Consider the following 17,115-nt stretch of genomic DNA (forward strand, 5'->3'; position numbering starts at 1 on the left):
CGGCGCTGACCGGCCGATGCAATCCCGCATGATGCCCGCAAACTGCGATGCCCGGTCGACCATATCAGCCCCGGGCCTGCGTCCCCAGGCTTCAGCCCAGGCCCAGCAGCAGGTCGGCCAGCAAGGCCGGATGCGTGATGTGGGCTTCGTGGGGCGCGGCAATGTCGACCCAGTTCCAGCCCGACTGGGACTGCACCAGCTTGCGCGAGTCATCCAGCACCGCCAGCTCGGGCTGCGTGCAATGGATGTAGGTGCGCGCAACCCCGTTGCCGATGGGGTGCCTCAGGTTCAGCGGCGTGGTGTAGCTAGCCAGCGGATGCGCAGTCAGGCGGCGCTTGACCCAATCGTAGTCCGCACTGCCGGCAGCGAAGCCCCAGGCGGCGGGCAGCGGATCGGGAATCGGCACAGCCAATCCGTCGGTGGCCTTGGATGCTGCCGCGATCCGCGCGTCGGCATCCGCCTTGGGATAGACCGAAAACGCGTTCTGGCCGCTTTGCAGCACGATCGCATCGAAATACACCAGGTGCCCCAGGCGCTCCGGAATCCGGTCCGCCACGCCTGTAATGGGGATGCCGCCGAAGCTGTGGCCCACCAGGATCACGTCCCTGAGTTCCTCGGTCTCGATGACCTGGACCAGGTCCTCGACAAAGGTATCGATGGTGATGTTCTTGCTGAGCAGGTGGGCGCGGTCGCCCATGCCGGTGTAGCTGGGCGCATACACCCGGTGGCCGGCCGCCAGCAGGCGGTCCGCGACCGGACGCCAGCACCAGCCGCCATGCCAGGAGCCGTGGGCCAGGACATAGTTCCTGGCTTTTGCGGCCGGGGCAGCCGGAGCCGCCGCCCCGGCCGCTCCCGCGGCGGCTAGCGCGGGCAGGCCCGCGGCAAGCTTCAACAAGGTTCTGCGCGGAAGCATCGTCATGGCGATTACACCTGCGCCAGCGCCTGGTCCAGATCGGCCAGCAGATCGTCGATATGCTCGATGCCGATGGACAGGCGCACGGTTTCCTCGCGCACGCCGGCCTTTTGCAGCTCTTCCGGATTGAGCTGGCGGTGCGTGGTGGATGCGGGGTGGGTAGCCAGGGACTTGGAGTCGCCGATATTGACCAGGCGCGTGAACAGCTGCAGCGCGTCCTGGAAGCGCGCGCCGGCCTCACGGCCGCCCTTCACGCCGAAGGTGAACAGGCCCGGCGCCTTGCCTCCCAGGTACTTCTGCGCCAGCGCGTGGTCGGGATGGTCCGGCAAGCCGGCATAGTTGACCCATTCGACCTTGGGATGCTCGCGCAGGTAGTTGGCGATCTTCACGGTGTTTTCGACAATGCGGTCCACGCGCAGCGCCAGGGTCTCGATGCCTTGCAAGATCTGGAAGGAGTTGAAGGGCGAAATCGCCGCGCCGGTGTTGCGCAGCGGCACCACACGGGCGCGGCCGATGTAGGCGGCCGGGCCGAAGGCTTCGGTGTAGACCACGCCGTGATAGCTGACGTCCGGTTCGTTCAGGCGCTTGAAGCGTGCCTTGTGCTCTGCCCAGGGGAACTTGCCCGAATCGATGATGGCGCCGCCCAGGCTGGTGCCGTGTCCGCCCAGGTACTTGGTCAGCGACTGCACCACGATGTCCGCGCCATGTTCGATGGGGCGCAGCAGGTAAGGCGACGGCACGGTGTTGTCGACGATCAGCGGCAGACCGTGACGGTGCGCAAGTTCGGCCAGCGCAGCAATGTCGGTGATGTTGCCCAGCGGATTACCGACGGACTCGGCAAAAATGGCCTTGGTGCGGTCATCGATCTGCGCCTCGAAAGCCGCCAGGTCGGACGGATTGGCGAAACGCGTGCTGATGCCGTATTGCGGCAACGTGTGCGCGAACAGGTTGTAGGTGCCGCCGTACAGCGTGCTGGACGACACGATATTGTCGCCCGCTTCGGCGATGGTCAGAATGGCGTAGGTGACCGCCGCCTGGCCCGAGGCCAGCGCCAGCGCCGCAATGCCGCCTTCCAGGGCCGCCACGCGTTGCTCCAGTACGTCCGTGGTCGGGTTCATGATGCGGGTATAGATGTTGCCCGGCACCTTCAGGTCGAACAGGTCGGCGCCGTGCTGCGTGTCGTCGAACGCATAGGCCACGGTCTGGTAGATGGGCACGGCCACGGCGCGCGTGGTCGGATCGGGGCGATAGCCGCCATGCACGGCCACGGTTTCAAGCCGCCACTGGGGCTTCTTCGCTTCGGTCATCAGTATCTCCTAGAGGGTTGCTTATCAATGATTCTTTTCAGACGGGAAGCGTTCGCGCCGCGCGCAGGATGCGTTCCACGTCCGCATGATTGTTATAGGCGCCGACAGACAAGCGCACGTAACCATACTCCACTACGCTGGCCACGACCCCGGATTGTGTCAGATGCGCCAGCGCGGCGGCAGGGTCCGGCACGCGCAGCGCTGTCGTCGTACTGCGAAACTCGGGCTCGGCCGGTGACACCACCTGCAGCCCCGAGCCGCGCAGGCCTTTGGCCAGCGCTTCCGACAGTTCCAGCACCCACGGTTCGATACGCTCGGGCCGGGCGCTTTCGATCAGGTCCAGCGCGCCCGCCCAGCCCGCGATGCCGGGATAGTTCAGGTTGCCGGATTCAAGCCTGCGAGCATCGGCCGCATCGGCGATGCCCACCTGCCATTGCAATCCGGACTTGTCCAGCGTGTTGACGCCGGACGGCCCGATATACAGCGGATCCAGAGCCTCCAGCAGCCGGGGCGACACGTGCAGCAAGCCCACGCCCAACGGTCCGAGCATGCCTTTGTGCGCGCCGCAGGCAAAAGCATCCACGCCCCATGCATCGACTTCGACACGCAACAGTCCTGCGCCCTGAATGCCGTCGACGACCAGCCAGATGCCACGCTCGGCGCAACGTCGGCCCAGTTCGGCGATGTCCGTGCGCAGGCCGGTGCCATATTGCACCCAGGACACGGCGATCAGACGTGTGCGCGCATCCACATGCCGCCAAAGGTCATCCACGGTATAGCGATGCGCGCTCGCCTGCGCCACGCGCACCTGCACGCCGCGACGGCGCAGGTTCAGCCAGGGCAAGGCGTTGGTGGGATGCTCTTGGTCATCCACGACCAGGTTGTCGCCGTCCTGCCAGGCCAGGCCCTGGGCGACGATGTTCAGCCCTTCGGTCGTGTTCTTGGTGAAGGCCAGGCGCCTGGCTTCGCCCCCGATCAGGCGGGCCAGCCGCTGACGCAGCACGTCTGCATCGCGCAACCACCGAGGCTTGTCGCTGCGCGCATGGGTGATGTCATCGAAAAAGGCGCCGACCGCCTCGGCCACCTTGGGCGACAACGGGCTGGTGTAGGCGATGTTGGCGTAGGCCTTGTCTTGCGTGATGGGAAACAACTGCCTGAATTCGTCCTGCCAGCTCATGCGCCACCCGCTCCGTGATTTCAACTTGGTATGAAGGGGATTCTAGGTATATGACGCGCATTTGAGTAAGGCTTAGTTTTTATATCCATATGACCATATAGTCGCTCGCTGAACGCCCGCACAACCATAGAATTCCTGCCTTTCCGGACTGCATCGAATAAGGGAATGGCATGCGTTTGACTCAACGATTCAAGGCTGCGGGCGTGGCCGCGGCGCTGGCGCTGGCCGGCGCGGCTCACGCCGGCACGGTCGATACCATCAAGAAGCGGGGCGAACTTGTCTGCGGCGTGAGCCAAGGATCGGCGGGTCTGTCCATCGCCGACAAGCAAGGCCGCTGGACCGGCCTGGACGCCGACCTGTGCCGCGCGCTCGCCGCGGCCGTGCTAGGCGACCCGGAGAAGACGCGTTTCGTCCCGCTGAGTTCGCAGCAACGCTTTCCCGCGCTCCAGTCCGGTGAAATCGACGTGTTGAACCGCAACACCACCATCACTTCCAGCCGCGATGCCGGGCTGGGCATCGTCTCCGCGGGCATCGTTTTTTATGACGGCCAGGGCTTTCTGGTGCCGCGCAAGCTTGGCGTGAAAAGCGCCACGGAACTCGATGGCGCGCAGGTCTGCGTGCAGCCCGGCACCGTCAACGAGCAGAACCTGGTCGACTACTTCAAGAAGCACAAACTGAGCTACCGTCCGGTCGTTATCGAAAACCTGGTGGAACTGGAGCAGGCCTTTTACGCGGGACGCTGCGACGTTTACCTGTCGGATGCGTCGACCCTGGCAGCCAGCCGGGCCGCCCGCGCCGGCCGGCCCGACGACTTCGTCATCCTGCCAGAACGCATCAACAAATCGCCGCTGGGCCCCTTCGTGCGGCAGGACGATGCCAACTGGACGGCCATTGTGCGCTGGACCATCAATGCGCTGGTAGCGGCCGAGGAACTCGGCATCACCGCGCAAAACGCCGATAGCCAGACGCAAAGCGCTGACGCGCAAGTGCGCCGCCTGCTGGGCATGGACCCTGGCATAGGCAAGAGTTTCGGCCTGGACGAAAGTTGGGCCAAGAATGCCATCAAGGCCGTCGGCAACTACGGCGAAGTCTGGAATCGCAATCTGGGCGCCGCAACGCCGCTGAAGCTGGACCGGGGATTGAACGCGCAATGGAACCAGGGCGGACTGCTGTATTCGCCGCCGTTCCAATGATTCTGGCCGCCTGAATGCCAAGGGCGGGCGCAGGCCCGCCTGTTTTTCTTTTGCGCACATCCCGCTGACCATGGCCGCGAACTCTCTTTACTTTCCCTCTACCGGCCCTTGGCCGCGGTGGCTATCCACGCTGGCCTGGACACTGGCGCTTGGCGGCATGGCGGCCGTTCTGCTTTGGCACATCGAATCGGTGCAGGCCGCACGTGGCATCCAGGGCGGCTTCGGCTTCCTGTTCCAGCCTGCCGGCTTCCGGATCTCCGAAAGCCTGCTCGACGTCACGCCGGAAGACCCCTACTGGATGTCGATCGCCGCGGGCCTGGTCAACACTCTGACTGTCGCGGCGTTGGCGATCCCGCTGGCCACGGCCCTGGGGCTTGGCCTGGGCCTGCTGCGCATGTCGCGCAATCCGTTGGCGGCGCGTTGCGCCGCCGCCATCATCGCGCCTCTACGCAATACGCCCGTGCTGCTGCAGTTGTTCGTCTGGTACGGTTTGCTGTTGCGCCTGCCCGATATGCGCCAGGCATGGTCGCCGCTGCCGCACGTGCTGCTGTCCAATCGCGGCTTGGCCCTGCCTGCCCTGCATGGCTGGCTGCCGTATGCGGCCGTGGCTGCGGCAGCGCTCGCGTCAGGCTGGTACGCTGGCCGTCGCTGGGGCAAGCCTGCGCGATATGCGGTGTTGGCCGCTGCGCTGCTGGCGTGGATTCTGTTGCCCGCGGTCCAGATCGACATACCGATCAGGCGCGGACTGGGTTTGCAGGGCGGCTGGCAGCCGAGCATCGAATTCGCGGCGCTGACGATAGGGCTCGTCGTTTTCCACGCGGCTTATATCGCCGACGTCGCTCGCGCTGCGGTAAGCGCCGTTCCGGTGGGGCTGGTGGAAGCGGGCCAGGCCCTGGGCCTGAAGCCCTGGCAGGTGTTGCGGCTGGTCATCGCCCCTTATGCCGCGCGCGTGGCGCTACCCCCTTATGCCAACCAGTGCCTGGCGCTGGTGAAGAACAGCACCCTGGCGATCGCGATCGGCTATCAGGAACTGATGGCGGTGATCAACACGGCAATCACGCAGACGGGCCTTGCGCTCGAAGGCATCGCGCTGGCCGTCATGGTCTATCTTGGCCTGGCGCTGGCGCTGGGTGGCGGATTATCCGCATGGAACGCGCGCAACACACGTCACGGTCCCGGCGACACGCACGGCGCGCGCCTGGGCGAGCGGCCGTCGTGGAATGCCGCGGACGAACGCCGTGGCTGGCGCGGGTGGCTGTTATCGGCCGCCTTGGCAGCCCCCCTGGGCTGGATCCTGTGGCGCCTGCTGGAATGGGCGCTGCTCGGCGCGGTGTGGCGTGGCGATCCGGTGGCATGCTCAGCCTCGGCTGGCGCGTGCTGGGCCGCTGTGGGCGAAAACCTGCCCTTGTTGCTCTTCGGCACCATGGCCCAGGCCGACCGCGCCCCCGCGCTGGCCGCTTGCGCAGCCCTGTTGGCTGGAGTAGCGCTGACGCTGACTACAGCCCGCATACGCGCCACGGCTTGCGCGGTGCTGCTCGCCATTCTGCTGGGCGTTGCCGTCAGCGCGCTGTCCGGCTGGCCTTGGGGCGGGGCCGCCATAGGTCCGCAGCGCTGGGGCGGGCTGCTCGTCACATTGATCCTGGCCATCGCCGCCCTGCTGGCCGCCGTGCCGCTGGCATTCGTGCTTGCACTGTTGCGCCGCAACGGCACCTATGCCACCTCGCGGGTTGCGGCCGGCCTGATCGAAGCCGTGCGTGGGGTACCGCTGGTGACGCAGCTATTGTTCGCGTCCTTCGTGCTGCCCATGCTGCTGGGCGGTGGCGCATCCAAATTCGCCATGGCGTTGGCCGCGCTGACGCTACACACCGCCTGCCTCCTGGCGGAGGTGCTGCGCGGCGCGCTGCAGGCCATACCGCCCGGCCAGATGATGGCGGCGCGCGCGCTGGGCATGCCTGCCGCCATGGCCTATGGTTCGGTGATCTGGCCGCAAGCCCGCCGCATCGCCGCACCTGCCGCCCTGGGCGTGTTCGTGGGCGCCGTCAAGGACACGTCTTTGGTCAGCATCATCGGCGTTTTCGACGTGCTCGGCGCGGCTAAGGCCGTGGTCGCCGGCACGGATTGGCGGCCCTACCACGTCGAGATCTACCTGGCCGTGGCCGCCTTGTATTTTGTGGCCAGCCTGGCCCTGTCGCGCGTCGCCCGCGCCATGGAAGGCAAGACCGGCCGCGTTTGAGGCTGCATTGGAAGACGACGCGACCCGCTGCTGGCGCCAGGCGCCTGGCCGCCTTCAGAAGCGCTCATCCATCAGCGCCGGCATCACGATTTCCCGCACGAACGACGCGTCGGACAGAGTCAGTAGCGCGCGCGTCATCGCCACCACGTCATGCACCGGTATCAGGCCGCCCGCTCCCCGCAGGCTGGCCGCGTCGCGCGGCACGTCCAGGCCATCTTGCGTGTTCAGGTAGCCTAATTGCAGGCAAGTCACCGCCAGGCGACGCTCCCTGAAGCTCTCGCGCAGGGCGTCCGCGATGCCTCGCAGCGCATGCTTGGAAGCGCCGAACGTCACCTCGGGGCGACCGCTGCCGGCCAACGCGGAGGTAGAGCCAGTCAGGATGACTTGCGGCTTGCGCGCGCCCAGCACGCGCGGGATCAAGCGCTGGAGCAACAGGATGGTAGCGGTGACGTTGATGTCCACCATGCGCGCGATCTCCGCGGGCGAGTCCGTCAGGAAATCGTAGTCCTCGCTGAATGCGTGTTCTTCCCACACCCCCAGGTTGTAGAGAATGGCGTCGAGCGCATCCGGCGCCTGCGCGGCGATCTGCTGGACGGCAGCCTCGGGCCGCGACAGGTCGGCTGCGATCCAGCGCAATTCGCAGCCAGGAGGGACTGTGATGTCCGGCGGCGCGCGGCGCGCCACGCCCACGATGAGCGAGGCATCCTGGCCCAGCCCCTCCACGAATGCCCTGCCCAGCCCCTTGCTGGCGCCCACCACCATGACCCGCATTGTTACCTCCGTCCGATCAAGCCCGGGAAAGCGGCAAGGCTTCCCGCTGCAAAGTCGCCCGGTATAGCACGGCCCGTGGAGCAAGCCCGCAATGCCCACAAGCGCCGACGGACATTGCGCGCCGTCAACGCACCGCGCCCGCGCCTTGCAGCCAGGCTGGACGCGGCGCCGCGTCCAGCCAGTTCTTGACGATCAGCCCCAGTTCCGTGTCGCCCGAGATACGCAGCCGACGCTGGAAGAACAAGGTATCGGCGTCTGTTTCCGAACGCATCAAGGCCAATAAATCCGCCAGCTTCGCACCCAGTTCCAGGTCGGCGGCCGCGCCGCTCCATACCGGCCGAAACGTGCCTTGCCGCAGGACGAAACTGCTGCGTAGGCCCAAGTCCTCGACTGTGATGGCAAAGCTGCGCCCTTCCAGCTCCGACGGCGGCGTCAGCCATTTCAGCCGACGCGCCAGTTCCAGCCCGGCCGCGAAATGCAGCGACACGAAAGTTGCGGGCAAACGCCGGCCCAGTTTGGCGACGACGCCGGGCACCTGGATTGCCGGGCTCATGCCGCTGCCTCCAACAAGTCGATTCCGGGCTTGCTGTGGAAATAGCCATTGCATCGGACCATGCCCGCTGGCGGATGCGCGTCCCTAGGCGCGAGACCGCGGCGCATCGCATCCAGCGCGGCGATCGCTTCCAGGGTGCCCGCCGATTGCGGACTGACTCGCAGCACCTCCACGCCCATTGCCGCCAAGGCCGGCGCCTGCGACAACAAGTCCAGGCAGGCTGCCGACTGCACCTGGATGCCGTTGATCGCGAGGAACTCGCTCGATTCCTGCGTACGCATGTCCAGCCCATCCGGATGTTCAATGCAGCGAAAGCCGCAGTCGTCCTTCTTCAGCCGGAAATGCCGCGCCGTGAAACAGCGCGCGGAAAACGCCAGCGCCATGCGGCCCCAGACCATGACTTCCGCCTCCAGGCGAGCGGGCCTCTCGGCCATCAAGACGGCCAATGTCCTGCCGTCCATTTCCAGCGGCGCGACAAAGCGCGTGGCGCCGCGCTCGGCCAGCCATTCCAGGGTGCCGCCGTGATAGGCATTGATGTGAGGCCCGGCCACGAAGGCACGGCCGTTCAGATGCCGCACCGCGCCCAGCTCGCCAGCTTCGACCATGAAGTCGTCCTGTCCGCAGAGCTTCTTCAGCGCGCTGGCCTCGGCGCCGGTCTCGATCAAGGTGCGACCCGACAGCACCACCGCCTTGCCCGCGTCGCGCAGGTCGCGCGCCAGCTCCAGCCAGTCGTCGGCGCGCAGCTCATGCCTGCGGCTGCAGACGGTTTCGCCCAGGTAGATGATGTCGGCGGCGCTGTCCGCCAACGCCGCGTAGAAATCCAGCGTGTGCTGGCGCGGCCAATAGTATTGCAGCGGCCCGACCGATATCTGATTTGCGCTGGTTTTCATTTCCATGGCCGTTCGAATGCGCCTTGCGTGACTTGGGAACCTTCGGAATGGCGCGCCAGCATGGCATTCCATTCGGGGCGGGGAGAAAAGCGGGTGCCATCCGCGTGCGCGCTGTCCAATGCGGCGCGCAAAGTCGACACCACCTGCGTGACATAGGCCGGGCTGCGTTGCCGTCCTTCGATCTTGATGGCCGATACGCCCATCTCCGCCAGGCGGGGCAAAAGACCGATGGCGTTCAGGCTGGTGGGTTCCTCCAGCGCATGGTCGGCCTGCCCGTCCACTTCGAAGCGGCCCTTGCACAGGGTGGGATAGGCGGCCGGCTCGCCCGGCTCGTAGCGGTCGATCAGAATGCCATTCAGGCGCGCGTCCATGCGGCCGTTCTCTTCGGACCAGCGCACCGCGTGCGCGGGCGAACAGACGCCCTTGTTGTTGGGAGAATCGCCTGTCGCGTAGGACGACAGCAGGCAGCGGCCTTCGGCCATGACGCACAGGCTGCCGAAACCGAAGACTTCCACCTCAACGCTGACATTGGCGCAAATGCGCGCGATCTCCGCCAGCGTCAGTACCCGCGGCAATACCACGCGGCGGATGCCAAACTGTTCCTTCATGAGTTCAATGGCGTCGGCGTGGGTGGCGGAGCCTTGCACGGAAAGGTGCAGGCGCAGCCCGGGATAGCGGTCGCTGGCATAAGCCAGGAGCCCCGCGTCGGCCATGATGACAGCATCCGCGCCCAAGCCGTAGGCGGCATCCACGGCAGCGCGCCACTCCGGCGCCCTGCCCGCCTGCACGAAGGTATTGATGGCGAACAGCACCTGTCGTCCGCGGCTGTGCGCCAGGTCGACGCCCGCGCGGATATCGCTTTCGGTGAAGTTGAGCCCGGCAAAATTGCGGGCGTTGGTGGCGTTCTTGAGCCCGAGGTAGACGGTGTCCGCGCCGGCATCGATTGCGGCTTTCAGCGCGGCCAGGCTGCCGGCGGGGGCCACGAGCTCCAGGGGAGAGGTTCGAGTTTCCATGCCGGCCAGTCTATGGGCCCGCCGTGCCCCCGGCCTTGTCGCAGATCAAACGGCATACGCCGAACGCTGCGCGCCGCCCTATTCTTCCGTGTACAGCCCGTGCTCCACCGCATACACCGCAACCTGCACACGGCTGGTCAGGTTCAGTTTCTTGAGCACGTTCTGCACGTGGATCTTGACCGTGCTTTCGCTTACGTCCAGTTCACGCGCAATGACCTTGTTGCTCGCGCCCCGCGCAAGCCACTGCACGATCTGCGTCTCGCGCGCGGTCAGCCGATGGCGCTCGGCGCCACCAACGGACTGCGGCGCCTGCGCCGCCAGGCTGGCCTGCCCGCGGAACTGTTCCACCAGCTTGGCGGTCATGCTCTCGGCGATGACCGGCTCACCGCCCGCCGCGCGGCGGATCGCAGCGGTCAGCGCATCGGCGTCGATGTTCTTGACCAGATAGCCACGTGCGCCGTCGCGCAGCGCCTGTCCCAGTTCGTCGGCTTCCTCGGACACGGTCAGGATGATGACGGCGCAGGACGGCAGCTCCTGCGTGAGGAGCTGCAAGGTTTCCAGCCCCGACAGGCCCGGCAGGTTGAGATCCAGCAGAACCACGTCGGGCTTGAGTTCCTTGGCGCGCTTCAGACCTTCGACGCCGTCGCCCGCTTCGGCCACTACCTCGAAATCGGACTGGCGTTGCAGCAACAGGCGCACGCCCGAGCGAAACAGGGTGTGGTCATCTACAAGGAGAATACGGATGGGCATGGTCGGGATCATCAGGCAGCCTGGCGTTCACTGCCGGGCAAGGTCAGCGCGACGCGCGTGCCGGCGCCGGGTTGCGATTCAAGTTTTATCACGGCGCGCATGCGCGCGGCGCGCTCCCGCATAATGTGCAGGCCGACGTGCGACTCGCCGCGTTCGGCGACCTCGGCGGGGTCGTAGCCCTGGCCGTCGTCCGCGATGACCAGCGTAAAGTCGCGATCATTGGCGACATCGATGCGCACATGGCTGGCTTCGGAATGCTTGCGCACATTGGACAAGGCCTCTTGCAGGATGAACAGCACCTGTAGTTGCTCATCGGGCGGCAGCGGCGCGCCGACGCCCGGTCCGAACCGCAATTCGGTTTCGATACCGGTCTGGCGGCGGAAACGCGCCACGGTGTCTTCGATGGCCGCCTGCAAGTCGCCCTGCGACAGCTTGGTACGGAAGTTGGTCAGCAGCTCGCGCACGTCCTGGTAGCTTTCGTCCACCCCCGTGCGCAACAGTGGCAGGATCTCGTCGATTTCAGCCTGATCGCCGCGCCTGACCGCGGCGTCCAGCATCTGCAGCTGCAGGTTCAGAAAGTTCAGGCCCTGGGCCAGGCTGTCGTGCAGCCCCTGCGCCACCAGCCCGCGCTCGCGCTCCACCGCGAGCTGGCGCGCCTGGGCGCTCAGGCGGCGGTTGTCCAGCGCCACGCCCAGATGCTGCCCCAACGTTTCCAGCAGCTGGGATTCCGCAGGCGCCAGACGGCGCTGCTGGCGGAAATGCAAGGAATACGAACCCAGCACCTCGTCCCGCGTGACGATGCGAAACACCGCCACGCTGGCGAACCCCTCGCGCTGGCAATTCAGTTCCATCGAGGGTGGCGACTGGCGGAAGTCCTGGATGACGATGACGCCGGCCTGCCGGGTAGCGACGCCGCAATAGCAATCGTTGACCTGCATGCAATGCTCGGATTCGACCAATTCGTCGGACAGCCCCACCGCCACCATCAGGTTGAGCTTCTCGTTATTGGGATCGAGGGCGCGAATGCTGCCGCCCTCGGCATCGAACTGCAGCATCACGCGCCGTAAAAAGCCGTCGCACAGCGCCTCGATCTCGTTGGGCTGGTTGAGGAAGGCGGCCATATCGTAGAGCGCGCCGATGTCGCGGTTCTGCGCGGCCAGCTGCGCGGTCTTTTCCTCGACGCGCCGCTCCAGGCCCGTGTACAGATCCTGCAGTTCGTCGGCCATGCGGTTGTAGCCGCGCGCCAGCACGCCGAACTCATCCTTGCTCTCAACGGGCAGCCGCGTGCTGAATTCCCGCGCGGCCATGCGCTGCAGGCCGTCGCGCAGGCGCAGCACGGGCGAAATGATCCAGAGATACAGCAGGTAGATCATTGCCAGCGTGCCGGCGCTGGCAATGGCGGCCAGCACGCCCTGGGACAGGCGCAGCGAGGTGGTCTTGCCGGCGTTGTCCTGTTCGATCATGCGCACCAAGGTATCCGCGCGGGCAACAAATTCCGGCAAGGTTTCCAGATAGGTGGCGGCGTCCGGTTGCTGCAGCGCACGCGTGGCCGCCGGTTTCATGACGTCGTACCAATAGGCCGCCACGTCATGCCATTGCCTGCGGATGGCCTCGTCATTGGGAATGAACAGCGGGCGGGCCGGATTGCCACGCGCCAAACGGGCAATCGTGTCGTCCATGAGCAGGACCTGCTCGTTGGTGCGGAATTCACGCCCGGCCTGGGGACGCATGAGCTCCACCGCGACGCGGTTTGCCCGCATCCGCAGGCTGCCCGTATCGTTGATGGCCGCGCCCGCGCCTTCCAGCTGCCAGGACAGCCACAGCGTCCAGCTGACCATGGACAGCACGACAACCAGCGCCACCAGGGAGCTGATGACGATACGCGTGGACAGGCGATGCCAGGGCGACGGCAGGCCATCGGTTTCAGCGGCGGTATCGATGGGCTTCATGTCTTTCAACGCGGTCGTGCTCGAGGAATACTGCGGGCTCCAGTGTAGCCGCTGGGGCTCCTGCCCGGCCTCTGGCCGTCAGGCAAATCCGAGGGTGCGGCAAATGAAGTCCGCAACCCGCGCCGGCTCATTGACCGGCAGGCAGGGCAAGGCAGTCTGGAGCGGCGTGTCGGTGGCCACCGCGAGGAAGCTGCCGTCGTCCTCATGCAGCGGCGGCTTGCCCAGCGCCGGCCGATACACCTCGATGCGCGGAATCGCGGCCTGCTTGAAGCCTTCGACCAGCACCAGGTCGGCCGGCGCCAGCCGCGCCAGTTGCTCTTGCAGCGTGGGTTCGGGCGCGCCGCGCAACTCGTGGACGATGGCGTAACGGAAAGGCGATGCCACCATCACCTCCTGCGCGCCCGCCTGCCTGAAGCGCGCGCTGTCCTTGCCGGGCGGCTCCATCTGGAAATCGTGATGGCTGTGCTTGATGACGCTGACCCGCAGGCCGCGCGCGGCGAGCAAGGGCAGCATCGCCTCGATCAAAGTGGTCTTGCCGCTGCCGGAACGGCCGGCAATGCCGAAAACTGGGGTCATGCAAGCTCCGTTAACGAAGGACATACGATGGGCAGGAATGCGTCCGCCCGCGCCGAGTATGCCAGTAAAGCTCCCGCCACCAGATCGAAATACCAGCCGTGCAGGGTCAGGCTACCCGCGTCCACCGCGCGCCGCACGAAAGGCAGGTCCTCGAGGTTGCGCAGCGAAATCAGGATGGACGCCTGCTCGCAGGCGCGCCGGCGTTCGGCGGCCGTCGCCTGGGGCATCTGCAGCAGCACCTGCCTGCGGGCGGGTTCGGCGATGTCCATCCAGCGTTCCAGATAATCGGTCTCGCCATCGCCCCGGGTACGCCGGTCCATCAGCGCGCGGATGCCGCCGCATTGCGCATGGCCCAACACGATGATTCGGCTGACCTGCAACTGCTCGACGGCAAACTGTATCGCGGCCAGCACGCCCTGCAGGCCCCGGTCGGTGCTGGCCGGCGGCACCAGGTTGGCCACATTGCGCACCGTGAAAATGTCGCCCGGGTCGCAACCCAGCAGCATAGCCGGGTCCACCCGGGAATCGCAGCACCCGACCAGCAGCGTGCTGGGGTGCTGGCCCTCGCAGAGATTGCGGTAGAGCGTCGGCGCATCCTCGTAGTACTGCTGCTGAAACCGCTGGAAGCCGTCGACCAGGCGTTCGATATCGCGCATGTCAGCCTCCCGTCTGTGCCATGAAGCGCACGATACGTTCCGGACGCGCCACGAAATCGTGGCGCTCCGGCTTGGCTGCGATGCCGGCCCGGATCGCCTGGATCAGCGCGGCGTCGTCGGCGCCCGAGCGCAACATGCGTCCGAGCGGCACCTGGTCTTCCTGTCCCAGGCACAGGTACAGAGTACCGTCCACGCCCAGCCTGACGCGGTTGCAGGCGGCGCAGAAATGGCGTGACATCGGGGTGATCACCCCCAGCACGGGCATGCCGCGACCCGTGGTCCAGTAGCGCGCGGGGCCCGCGCCCGTTCCGCCCACCGATGGCACCAGGCCCGCGCCGGCTGCCAGCCGCGCGCCCATCGCATTCAAATCGGTGTGCGCATGGCCGCGGCCGCAACTGCCCATGGGCATGGGCTCGATCAGGCGCAGCACGAAACCCTGCTCCACCGCGTAATCCAGCAACCGGCGCACCTCGGCTTCGGGCGTTTGCGCGTGGACCACGCTGTTGAGCTTGATGGGCGCAAACCCCGCGTCCCGGGCCGCGGCCAGGCCCGCCAGCACGGAATCCAGGCAATCCCGGCCGGTGATCTGGCTAAACGCGGCGGCGTCCAGCGTATCCAGGCTGATGTTCAGGCGGTCCACCCCTGCGGCGCGCAGTTCCCGCGCGTGGCGCGCCAGTTGCGTGCCGTTGGTGGACACCGACAGATCGCGCAAACCGGGCATGGCAGCGATCACCCCGGCCAATCCGGCCAGCCCGCGGCGCAGCAACGGCTCGCCGCCAGTAAGCCGGACTTTGCTGACGCCCAGCTCGACGAACAGCCGCACCAGCCGCGTCATTTCCTCGTGGCGCAACCAGTTGGCGGGGGTTTCAAACCCCTTGAAGTCCTTGGGCAGGCAATAGCTGCAACGCAGATCGCAGCGGTCCGTGACCGACACCCGCAGATAGTCGATGCGACGGCCGTGGCCGTCGACCAGAGGTCCCGCAGCCGGCTCGTCCATCATGCGGCGCTCCCGCCATAGACGCGCTCGGGCTCGGCGCCCTGAAGGTCTATGCCCTGGATGTCGGCGCGTTCGACCAGTAGCCTGGCATACTGACGCCACGCGGTGTCGCGGCTCATGGAGGACAGTGCCGCGGCGATCTGGCCCGCCACGTGCTCATAGGGCTGCATGCGGCCCTCGATGCGCCGCGTCACCCGCACGATGTGCAGGCCATGGCGGGTCTCCAAAAGCTGAGGCAACAGGCCGCCGGCGGGCAGCGCGAACACCGCGCGCTCGAATTCCGGCACGGTGTCGCCCCGCCCCAACTGCCCCAGGCTGCCGCCGACCGCCGCCGACGGGCAGTTCGATTGCTGCCGCGCCACCTCGGCAAAGCGTGAGGGATCCTCCATCAGTTCAGCCAGCACAGCGTTGCCGTGCGCCCGCAGCATGTCCAGGTTCACGCCGGGCGTAACCTGAAACAGGATGTGGTCCGCCTCGACCAGTTCGCCCGCCATGAAGCGCTGCGGGTGCATCTGGTAGAAGCGGCGGCAGGCAGCTTCGTCGGCCTCGGGCGCCGGCGCCTCGCGGGCCAGCAAGGCGCCGATGACGCCCTCCTCGTCCGAGGCGTCCAGGCCCAGCCGGCCGGCCTCGTCCAGCAGCACTCGGCGCAGCACCAGGGCGGTGATCGCCTCGCGCATGGGATTGTCGGCGTCGGCATGCAACGGCAGTTCACGTTCGAGATCCGCGTCGTTCAGTTCGACGCCATTGACGATGACAGGCATGGTCGGCTCCTGGGACGGGGATCAGCGCGGGCGCACCAGTTGCCAGGCCCGGCCCAGGTAACCGAGCGAGGCGAAGCCGCTCCATACATGGACGAGGCGCGTGAACGGGAAGATCACGAAGAGCGTCAGGCCCATGAACAGATGCGCCTTGAACAGCGCCGGCACGTCGGCGATATGGCTGGCCGCATCGCCCTGGAAAGTCACGATGTGCTGAGCCCAGGTCATCAGTCGCACCATCATCTCGCCATCCATGTGGCCGGCCGACAGCGCGATGGTGGACAGGCCCAGCAACAGGGTCACGAGGATCCACAACAGCAGCAACTTGTCGCCGGGCCGCGTGGTCGCGCGGATGCGAGGGTCGCTCAGGCGGCGATGGATCAGGATGAGCAGGCCGATCAGGCACAGGCCGCCCATGACGCCGCCGGCCACCATGGCCACAGTCTGCTTCAGGCTGTGCGACACGCCCAGGGTGTCCCACACCACGACCGGCGTCAGCAGCCCCGCCAGGTGCCCGAAGAACAGGCCGAGGATGCCGATATGGAACAGGATATTGCCCAGGCGCAATTGCCCGCGATGCAACAGCTGCGAACTGTCCGACTTCCAGGTGTATTGCTCGCGTTCGAAGCGCACCAGGCTTCCCAGCAGGAAGACGGTGAGCGCGATGTAGGGATAGATGCCGAAGAAGAACTGATTCAGGGAGTTCATGATGCGTCGTCCTGAAGGTTAATGAGCCGCGGGCGCGCGGGGATAGAAGCGCACGGCCTGTGCGCCATCGCCCGAGAACGGGCGCAGCAGCGGTTCTACGCCGTCCGGTCCGGCCCCGAAGGTTTCCATCGCCTCGTCCATGTCGCGCACGGGCGCCTCGGTCTGTTCGCGGGGAATCACGCGGGACTGCGAGCGCAGCACCGCAAAGATGCCGGCGTAGGGGCTTTCGCCCTTGGCCAGGCGCGCGCCGATGGCGGCCAGGACGTGGATGGCATCATCGAGCAGGTCCTGCGCCTGTGCCGGGTCGATCACGCCCAGGAACTCCAGGAACAGGGGCACATGGTCCGGAAGCTCCGACACCGCGGGTTCAAAGCCGTGCCCGCGGTAGGTGTCCAGCAGGTCCACCATCGCCTGGCCCCGATCGCGGCTTTCGCCGTGCACGTGCTCAAACAGATGCAGCGAATGCGAGCGGTTGCGATCGAAGGTCGCGACGTAGTTCTCCTGCAGCGCGATCAGGTCGTTGGTGGCCAGGTAGCCGACCAGCGGCTGCAAGGTTTCCTCTGCGTCGGGATAATCGGCCAAGGCGGTTTCGATTTCGCCCAGCGCCTCCAGCAGCTCGGGTTCGGGGTAGCACAGCAAGGCGGAAAGCAGGCGATACAGACTCATGATTT

The 17,115-nt window shown here is 66.5% G+C and carries 17 protein-coding genes; 2 read left to right on the forward strand and 15 right to left on the reverse strand.

Going from position 1 to position 17,115, the window contains the following annotated elements:
- Window positions 1-91 precede the first annotated feature (91 nt).
- From CEY08_RS12895 to CEY08_RS12905, 3 genes are read right to left on the reverse strand one after another with little or no spacing between them, the layout of a single operon-like run.
- The gene (locus CEY08_RS12895; RefSeq protein ID WP_232033729.1) at window positions 92-919 is read right to left on the reverse strand and encodes an alpha/beta fold hydrolase; all 828 of its coding nucleotides are present in this window, start codon (window positions 917-919) and stop codon (window positions 92-94) included.
- 5 nt (window positions 920-924) lie between these two features.
- Window positions 925-2,220 (reverse strand): O-acetylhomoserine aminocarboxypropyltransferase/cysteine synthase family protein, encoded by a 1,296-nt coding sequence (locus tag CEY08_RS12900; RefSeq protein ID WP_042793451.1) that lies wholly within the window; start codon window positions 2,218-2,220, stop codon window positions 925-927.
- Between the two features lie 37 nt (window positions 2,221-2,257).
- Complete coding sequence (locus CEY08_RS12905) at window positions 2,258-3,397, reverse strand: aminotransferase class V-fold PLP-dependent enzyme (RefSeq protein WP_076813278.1); 1,140 nt, start codon at window positions 3,395-3,397, stop codon at window positions 2,258-2,260.
- A 170-nt stretch (window positions 3,398-3,567) separates the two neighbouring features.
- On the opposite strand from CEY08_RS12905, the gene CEY08_RS12910 reads away from it, so the two are divergent.
- Both CEY08_RS12910 and CEY08_RS12915 read left to right on the forward strand, forming a co-directional pair.
- On the forward strand, window positions 3,568-4,590 hold the full coding sequence (locus CEY08_RS12910) for an amino acid ABC transporter substrate-binding protein (RefSeq protein ID WP_076813274.1): 1,023 nt from the start codon (window positions 3,568-3,570) through the stop codon (window positions 4,588-4,590).
- Between the two features lie 70 nt (window positions 4,591-4,660).
- Window positions 4,661-6,823, forward strand: a complete 2,163-nt coding sequence (locus CEY08_RS12915) for an ABC transporter permease subunit (protein WP_076813271.1) — start codon at window positions 4,661-4,663, stop codon at window positions 6,821-6,823.
- Window positions 6,824-6,877: 54 nt separating this feature from the next.
- Here the strand turns inward: CEY08_RS12915 and CEY08_RS12920 are convergent, their stop codons facing one another.
- From CEY08_RS12920 to narJ, 12 genes are all read right to left on the reverse strand, one after another.
- A complete protein-coding gene (locus CEY08_RS12920) occupies window positions 6,878-7,594 on the reverse strand; it encodes an SDR family NAD(P)-dependent oxidoreductase (protein WP_076813269.1) in 717 nt (238 codons plus the stop codon).
- 124 nt (window positions 7,595-7,718) lie between these two features.
- Window positions 7,719-8,147, reverse strand: a complete 429-nt coding sequence (ubiT, locus tag CEY08_RS12925; RefSeq protein WP_076813267.1) for a ubiquinone anaerobic biosynthesis accessory factor UbiT — start codon at window positions 8,145-8,147, stop codon at window positions 7,719-7,721.
- On the reverse strand, window positions 8,144-9,037 hold the full coding sequence (locus CEY08_RS12930; RefSeq protein WP_076817658.1) for a U32 family peptidase: 894 nt from the start codon (window positions 9,035-9,037) through the stop codon (window positions 8,144-8,146). The genes ubiT and CEY08_RS12930 overlap by 4 nt, the downstream gene beginning before the upstream one ends.
- Window positions 9,034-10,050 carry a ubiquinone anaerobic biosynthesis protein UbiU gene (gene ubiU / locus CEY08_RS12935; protein WP_076813265.1) on the reverse strand — a complete coding sequence of 339 codons (1,017 nt, stop codon included), beginning with the start codon at window positions 10,048-10,050 and terminating at the stop codon, window positions 9,034-9,036. The genes CEY08_RS12930 and ubiU overlap by 4 nt, the downstream gene beginning before the upstream one ends.
- A 78-nt stretch (window positions 10,051-10,128) precedes the next feature.
- The gene (locus CEY08_RS12940) at window positions 10,129-10,800 is read right to left on the reverse strand and encodes a response regulator (RefSeq protein WP_076817655.1); all 672 of its coding nucleotides are present in this window, start codon (window positions 10,798-10,800) and stop codon (window positions 10,129-10,131) included.
- Between the two features lie 11 nt (window positions 10,801-10,811).
- Window positions 10,812-12,749 carry a type IV pili methyl-accepting chemotaxis transducer N-terminal domain-containing protein gene (locus tag CEY08_RS12945; RefSeq protein WP_063640744.1) on the reverse strand — a complete coding sequence of 646 codons (1,938 nt, stop codon included), beginning with the start codon at window positions 12,747-12,749 and terminating at the stop codon, window positions 10,812-10,814.
- A 78-nt stretch (window positions 12,750-12,827) separates the two neighbouring features.
- Window positions 12,828-13,325 (reverse strand): molybdopterin-guanine dinucleotide biosynthesis protein B, encoded by a 498-nt coding sequence (gene mobB, locus CEY08_RS12950; protein ID WP_076813263.1) that lies wholly within the window; start codon window positions 13,323-13,325, stop codon window positions 12,828-12,830.
- Entirely contained in the window at window positions 13,322-13,981 is a 660-nt protein-coding gene (locus tag CEY08_RS12955; protein WP_076813260.1) for a carbonic anhydrase, read from the reverse strand. The genes mobB and CEY08_RS12955 overlap by 4 nt, the downstream gene beginning before the upstream one ends.
- Window position 13,982: 1 nt before the next feature.
- The gene (gene moaA, locus CEY08_RS12960) at window positions 13,983-14,981 is read right to left on the reverse strand and encodes a GTP 3',8-cyclase MoaA (protein ID WP_076813257.1); all 999 of its coding nucleotides are present in this window, start codon (window positions 14,979-14,981) and stop codon (window positions 13,983-13,985) included.
- Complete coding sequence (locus CEY08_RS12965) at window positions 14,978-15,739, reverse strand: peptidylprolyl isomerase (protein WP_076813254.1); 762 nt, start codon at window positions 15,737-15,739, stop codon at window positions 14,978-14,980. The genes moaA and CEY08_RS12965 overlap by 4 nt, the downstream gene beginning before the upstream one ends.
- 21 nt (window positions 15,740-15,760) lie before the next feature.
- On the reverse strand, window positions 15,761-16,444 hold the full coding sequence (gene narI, locus CEY08_RS12970) for a respiratory nitrate reductase subunit gamma (protein WP_076813252.1): 684 nt from the start codon (window positions 16,442-16,444) through the stop codon (window positions 15,761-15,763).
- Between the two features lie 18 nt (window positions 16,445-16,462).
- The gene (gene narJ / locus CEY08_RS12975) at window positions 16,463-17,110 is read right to left on the reverse strand and encodes a nitrate reductase molybdenum cofactor assembly chaperone (RefSeq protein ID WP_076813250.1); all 648 of its coding nucleotides are present in this window, start codon (window positions 17,108-17,110) and stop codon (window positions 16,463-16,465) included.
- Window positions 17,111-17,115: the final 5 nt, after the last annotated feature.

Origin of the sequence: Achromobacter insolitus (assembly GCF_002209555.1) — a bacterium.
Lineage (GTDB): Bacteria > Pseudomonadota > Gammaproteobacteria > Burkholderiales > Burkholderiaceae_B > Achromobacter > Achromobacter insolitus.

Excerpts from the sequence above, each read along its gene's own strand:
- CEY08_RS12895 (WP_232033729.1), bottom strand. The coding sequence starts at position 919 with ATGACGATGCTTCCGCGCAGAACCTTGTTGAAGCTTGCCGCGGGCCTG.
- CEY08_RS12905 (WP_076813278.1), bottom strand. The coding sequence starts at position 3,397 with ATGAGCTGGCAGGACGAATTCAGGCAGTTGTTTCCCATCACGCAAGAC.
- CEY08_RS12930 (WP_076817658.1), bottom strand. The coding sequence starts at position 9,037 with ATGAAAACCAGCGCAAATCAGATATCGGTCGGGCCGCTGCAATACTAT.
- CEY08_RS12945 (WP_063640744.1), bottom strand. The coding sequence starts at position 12,749 with ATGAAGCCCATCGATACCGCCGCTGAAACCGATGGCCTGCCGTCGCCC.
- moaA (WP_076813257.1), bottom strand. The coding sequence starts at position 14,981 with ATGATGGACGAGCCGGCTGCGGGACCTCTGGTCGACGGCCACGGCCGT.
- ubiT (WP_076813267.1), bottom strand. The coding sequence starts at position 8,147 with ATGAGCCCGGCAATCCAGGTGCCCGGCGTCGTCGCCAAACTGGGCCGG.
- narI (WP_076813252.1), bottom strand. The coding sequence starts at position 16,444 with ATGAACTCCCTGAATCAGTTCTTCTTCGGCATCTATCCCTACATCGCG.
- CEY08_RS12955 (WP_076813260.1), bottom strand. The coding sequence starts at position 13,981 with ATGCGCGATATCGAACGCCTGGTCGACGGCTTCCAGCGGTTTCAGCAG.
- CEY08_RS12920 (WP_076813269.1), bottom strand. The coding sequence starts at position 7,594 with ATGCGGGTCATGGTGGTGGGCGCCAGCAAGGGGCTGGGCAGGGCATTC.
- mobB (WP_076813263.1), bottom strand. The coding sequence starts at position 13,325 with ATGACCCCAGTTTTCGGCATTGCCGGCCGTTCCGGCAGCGGCAAGACC.
- CEY08_RS12900 (WP_042793451.1), bottom strand. The coding sequence starts at position 2,220 with ATGACCGAAGCGAAGAAGCCCCAGTGGCGGCTTGAAACCGTGGCCGTG.
- CEY08_RS12915 (WP_076813271.1), top strand. The coding sequence starts at position 4,661 with ATGGCCGCGAACTCTCTTTACTTTCCCTCTACCGGCCCTTGGCCGCGG.
- CEY08_RS12940 (WP_076817655.1), bottom strand. The coding sequence starts at position 10,800 with ATGCCCATCCGTATTCTCCTTGTAGATGACCACACCCTGTTTCGCTCG.
- CEY08_RS12910 (WP_076813274.1), top strand. The coding sequence starts at position 3,568 with ATGCGTTTGACTCAACGATTCAAGGCTGCGGGCGTGGCCGCGGCGCTG.
- ubiU (WP_076813265.1), bottom strand. The coding sequence starts at position 10,050 with ATGGAAACTCGAACCTCTCCCCTGGAGCTCGTGGCCCCCGCCGGCAGC.
- narJ (WP_076813250.1), bottom strand. The coding sequence starts at position 17,110 with ATGAGTCTGTATCGCCTGCTTTCCGCCTTGCTGTGCTACCCCGAACCC.
- CEY08_RS12965 (WP_076813254.1), bottom strand. The coding sequence starts at position 15,739 with ATGCCTGTCATCGTCAATGGCGTCGAACTGAACGACGCGGATCTCGAA.